This is a genomic window from Rubripirellula tenax, from assembly GCF_007860125.1.
Taxonomy (GTDB): domain Bacteria; phylum Planctomycetota; class Planctomycetia; order Pirellulales; family Pirellulaceae; genus Rubripirellula; species Rubripirellula tenax.
This window is the reverse complement of the sequence record NZ_SJPW01000025.1, coordinates 1-4,587: the sequence shown is the minus strand read 5'-3', so window position 1 is coordinate 4,587 and position 4,587 is coordinate 1. Positions and strand designations below refer to the sequence as shown.

General features: G+C 53.6%; 5 protein-coding genes. 2 read left to right on the top strand and 3 right to left on the bottom strand.

Annotated features, from left to right (window positions below):
• Positions 1–112: 112 nt before the first annotated feature.
• A complete protein-coding gene (locus tag Poly51_RS31960) occupies positions 113–310 on the top strand; it encodes a DUF6653 family protein (protein WP_390621817.1) in 198 nt (65 codons plus the stop codon).
• Between the two features lie 79 nt (positions 311–389).
• On the opposite strand, the gene Poly51_RS30060 is transcribed toward Poly51_RS31960, so the two are convergent.
• Both Poly51_RS30060 and Poly51_RS30055 read right to left on the bottom strand, forming a co-directional pair.
• A complete protein-coding gene (locus tag Poly51_RS30060; protein WP_146462648.1) occupies positions 390–1,532 on the bottom strand; it encodes an FAD-dependent oxidoreductase in 1,143 nt (380 codons plus the stop codon).
• A complete protein-coding gene (locus Poly51_RS30055) occupies positions 1,532–2,065 on the bottom strand; it encodes a rhodanese-like domain-containing protein (RefSeq protein ID WP_146462647.1) in 534 nt (177 codons plus the stop codon). The genes Poly51_RS30060 and Poly51_RS30055 overlap by 1 nt, the downstream gene beginning before the upstream one ends.
• Positions 2,066–2,615: 550 nt before the next feature.
• Here Poly51_RS30055 and Poly51_RS31530 point away from each other — a divergent pair.
• Positions 2,616–3,587, top strand: a complete 972-nt coding sequence (locus Poly51_RS31530; protein ID WP_246114867.1) for a transposase — start codon at positions 2,616–2,618, stop codon at positions 3,585–3,587.
• 458 nt (positions 3,588–4,045) lie between these two features.
• Here the strand turns inward: Poly51_RS31530 and Poly51_RS30045 are convergent, their stop codons facing one another.
• Positions 4,046–4,387: an ArsR/SmtB family transcription factor gene (locus Poly51_RS30045; protein WP_146462646.1), complete on the bottom strand. Its 342-nt coding sequence runs from the start codon at positions 4,385–4,387 to the stop codon at positions 4,046–4,048.
• Positions 4,388–4,587 lie beyond the last annotated feature (200 nt).

Sequence of the window (4,587 nt, the reverse complement as noted above, 5' to 3'; positions counted from 1 at the left end):
TTTTTGTTTTGCAACATCAGTGTGACGCGGGACGCCCTTGTTCTGAAACACCAATCCGAGGTTACGCAATGCCGCGAAACCGACGCACCTCAATCAACCGTCAAACTGCGCCCTGAAGAGACCACACCCCCGCGTCATTGGAGTTCTATCAACCATCACTAGCTTAGGTGCGATCGCATTCATTGCCGGTCTGGCAACATTCAACCTGACTGCAACGCTGACCGGATTGACGTCGATGATGCTCGGCAAGCTTTGGTTCGTTGATCGAATGGGTTGGATTTGGTGGGACATCCAACAATCCAGTCCGTAAGCCGACTCAACGCGTTTCAGCATTACCGAATCAATCACAGTGAAGAATGACCGGTGTCGTTGCAATTTCTGGATCGGTTTTAAGAATGGATATCGCGGTCGACTTGATAGGCCGTGACGAATCGTTTGTCGATCCATGTTTTGAGCTTCCAGCACCACCGAGCGTGGGTTGTGATGAACCCGTACTCAAGAAGAGCTTTCCCATCACCGGTATTGATGAGCTTCAGGAAATCAGATTGAGGCTTGAACGTTTTCATTGATGTGCCTCCAAGAAGTGCTCGTAGATTGTGCCAAAGAATCGGGCACTGGCGAACCGCGTACACGCCCGCCTTGGGCGACGGTGATTCGACGATCGTCCCGGAATCGCCGACGGCAAACACACGGGGATCCGAAAGCGACTGCAGTGTCGACGTGGTGGCTATGAAGCCACGATCATCCGTTTGCAGGTTCAGCTTTCCGAGTAAGGGCGGGGCTGAGGCGCCGGTGGCCCAAACGACAACGTCGGCTCTATGACGAAGGTTGTCGCCCGCTACCAAAGAGTCCTCGGCGACTTCGGTCACATTGTTGCCGGCAGTGATGGAAATGTTCCGTGACTGGAGGATCCGTTCAATACGGCGGATGCTTCGCCGCTGCAAACCGTGAGCTACCGATTGGTTGCCGGTAAAAATCGAAATCGAAAACTCGCCGTGATGCGCGTGTTTCGAAAGCTGCTGGTCCAAACACAACGCGATCTCGACGCTTGCCACGCCGCCACCAACAACGGCAAGCTTCAACGGAATTTCGCTGCGTCCTGCAAGGCGATGGAATTGTTGATCCAGACGTGCAATGAACGTCTGCATCGGTTTTGTCGGGATAAACGAATCGACATGGTTATGGCATTCCCATCCGGCAGGCATGGAACCGACGCCAATCGACAGTGCATCGAATGAGATCGGCTTGTGGTCGGCGAAAAGCAACGCAGGCGTTTCCAGATCCGAACCGATTGTATCGGCAATGACCAGGCTCGCGCCGGATCGTGCACACAGCGCGGCCAAGTCAATCTGCATCTCGTTTTCCGAAAACTGCAGTCCCAGTGTACCGGGCAACATTCCTGAGTAGGTCGCAGCGGGGAATTTGCTGATGCAGACCAACTCGCAGTTTGGCAGCGGGTTCCGCTGCCATTGATGAATGACGTGAGCATTCGTGTGACCGATGCCGAGTAGAACAATGCGTCGTTGGGGCACTACTGCGTCACTTGTTCATACTTGGCCGGAACGCTGTAGCGATCGCTGTGGGTGTGGACTCGATTTGTTGGTTCGCCCTCAATCGTGACCAGCGGCAAACCCGCTTCGATCCATTTCAGAATGCTTCCCTGGTAATTCTTGACGTTGACGCCCTTTCCAGCGAGTTGCGTTGCGTATGCGTTGCTTCGGCCACCTACGGTGCAATAGGGGATGACAAGCTTGCCGCGATACTTCGCCAACTCTTTTTCAAACTGAGCCTTCGTGATCGCGCCGGGGATGATCGAGACGCGGACTTCCTTTTCTGAACGCACATCCACTACGACGAAATCGGAATCTGGAATCGGTTGACCCAACTGTTCGGCCGCTGTCACGACCGTGTTCCGGTCTGAAAGCATCTTTTCAAGCTGATCGGTTTCGATCGTCTCAATTTTTACGCCACCAAATGATCCGCCGAGCTGAGCAGCTACAAGTGACGTTGACGCCAATGTCACGGCAACAGCGGCGATCAGGTTCAGCAAAACTCTCAGATTCATTCGATCGTTCGATGGTTGAGGAAGCGGTGCCGTGCTGGCGATCCACCGCGATGATGATACCGCATCATGCGAGGGTTCTGGAACCCAGAACCATCCACACAATACGACATCCCGTTTCGTGCAATGTACCAAAACGGAAGGGGTCGACTTGCCAATGCAAGAGGCGAATTTTCTTTGGTGCTATTCCCGATAGGGCGATCCCCACTGGGCGCTTGTGGCACCTCGTAGGGCGTTTGAATTCCTCCATGCCGTTCTGGATAAAACGTCTAACAAATTCGCGTGCTCTTGGACCAACATCAAACCGTATGGGTCATCGGATTGGTACTTGACCTTCATGCCCTGATCGGTCGCTTCATAGCTAAGCTCGACTTTTTCCGTTTACGAGCTGGCAGTTTGATCTAGGTGAAGGCAGCTCCCTTGCGCACGATTGTGACTTACCACAGTTACAAGCCTAGGCAAGGAAGCCACCATGATTTGCGTGCCCCATGATCTTAAACCGTTGCTCAATGATCGGTCATCCGCGTTGCCGAGATCCGAGACCGCTCACAGATTGATTCTTTTCTTCTCTGCATCCGTTCTCGTCAACGGAGCACGCACCGTCTCAGGCGTTTTGCGTCTGCGTTCTCTCATCGAACCTCTCAACCCGTCCACGTTTCATCGTTTGTTTTCGCACTGGCGATGGAGTCCACGCAAGCTGGCAAGAATCATCACGACCTTCATCATTGACCGATTTAATCCCGATGGCGTCATCAAGGTCGTTGGCGATGAAACCGTCGATGGTCATCGGGGCAAGAAGGTCTACGGAAAAGCCCGGCATCGAGACGCCGTGCGATCTTCACATTCGCATACGGTCTACCGCTACGGACACAAGCGGATCGTGCTGGCCGTGCTGATCGAACTTCCTTACACCCGTCGGCCATTCGGCCTGCCGGTTCTGGTTGCCCTGTACCGCGACAGAAAAACCAACCAAGCCGAAGGGCGAACTCACAAGACGCCCGCCGCGTTGATGTGCGGTCTGCTGGCCACGTTGATGCACTGGTTTCCCGAGCGAAAGTTCGTCTTTTCTGGCGACGGAGCATACGGGACGCATCTGATGTCCCGTTTTGCCTATCGCCATCGAAAACAGTTGTCGCTGGTGAGCAAGATCGTCGCCAACGCCAGTCTCTTCGAGCCACCACCGAAGTCGCGAGGCAACCGAGTGGGACGTCCACGAGTCAAAGGCAAATCACTTCCGGCACCGTGCGAAGTGGTGGCCAAAAAGAAGAAGGGCAAGAAACTGCGAGTACATTGGTACGGCGGTGGCTGGCGAAACGTCGAAGTCATTACGGGTACTGGCCATTGGTTCAAAAGTGGCAAAGGCTTGGTACAGATGAAATCATCGAACACTATGGCGGAAGATGGAACATCGAAACGACGTTCCAAGAAATGCGAGAGCACCTCGGTTTGGAAACGACGCGCTGCTGGCATCGGCAAACGGTCTTGCGGATGGCGCCCTGCCTGTTCTTGCTGTACTCGGTTGTGACGGCTTTCTACGACACGATGCCCGAATCGAGTAGTCATCTGCGAGAGCGAAGCTGGTCCGGCAAAGCGACGATCACATTCAGTGACGTGATCGCAAGCGTTCGGCACCACCTATGGCTTGAGTGGGTTTTCGAACACACGCTGGGAGGCGAGGGTGTTCGAAAACTATCGGCACCTGTCCGTAAGCTGCTAGACCTTGGGCTCACGCAAGCAGCTAAGAATGGAAAAAGTTGGGCTTAGTGTGTAGCCGTCTGCACGCTTGATCAGCTCGAGCAAGATTGGATGAAATGTCATCGGAGGCAACGGTCGATTCCCCAGTACGCGATCCCCCGTCGCTGGGACGAGCTCTTTGACCAATTTGGAGATCGCGACATCGTTCGACTCGGCAACCGTCATGCTCGCGATGCGACGATAGAAAGATACTCGAAAAAAGGACGGTGCGAAGACCGTCCACTTTCTCTACCTTTGTTTTGCTTTTTCGGGCAAGAAACGCCCTTCAATACATGCCATCAGTTGTTCCAGGTGCGGCTCCGCAACTTGGTAAAAAACTTTTCGACCTTCACGCTCGCTCGTCAAGAATCCACAGCGCTGCAAGAGGCGAAGATGCTCCGATCCCACGTTATCTTGGATTCCACAGTCCGCGGCCAACTCGCCAACGGTGTACCGCCCATGCAAAAGCAGCTGCACGATACGCAGGCGCGCCGGATGTGCGAGTGTTTTCAAGCACTCTGCCGCGTCAACAAAGTCGTCGACCGAACCAGCCGGTTTCGTCTGCGGTTTCTTGATCGTCTTTGCAGCCATTTTTGCTCCTAGTCGTGATAGAATCATCGTATCGGAACCTTGCGATATGTCAATGCAATAAAGTGCCTTGGCTAATAAAGTGCCTTGGCTAATAAAGTGCCTTGGCTAATAAAGTGCCTTGGCTAATAAAGTGCCTTGGCTAATAAAGTGCCTTGGCTAATAAAGTGCCTTGGCTAATAAAGTGCCTTGGCTAATAAAGT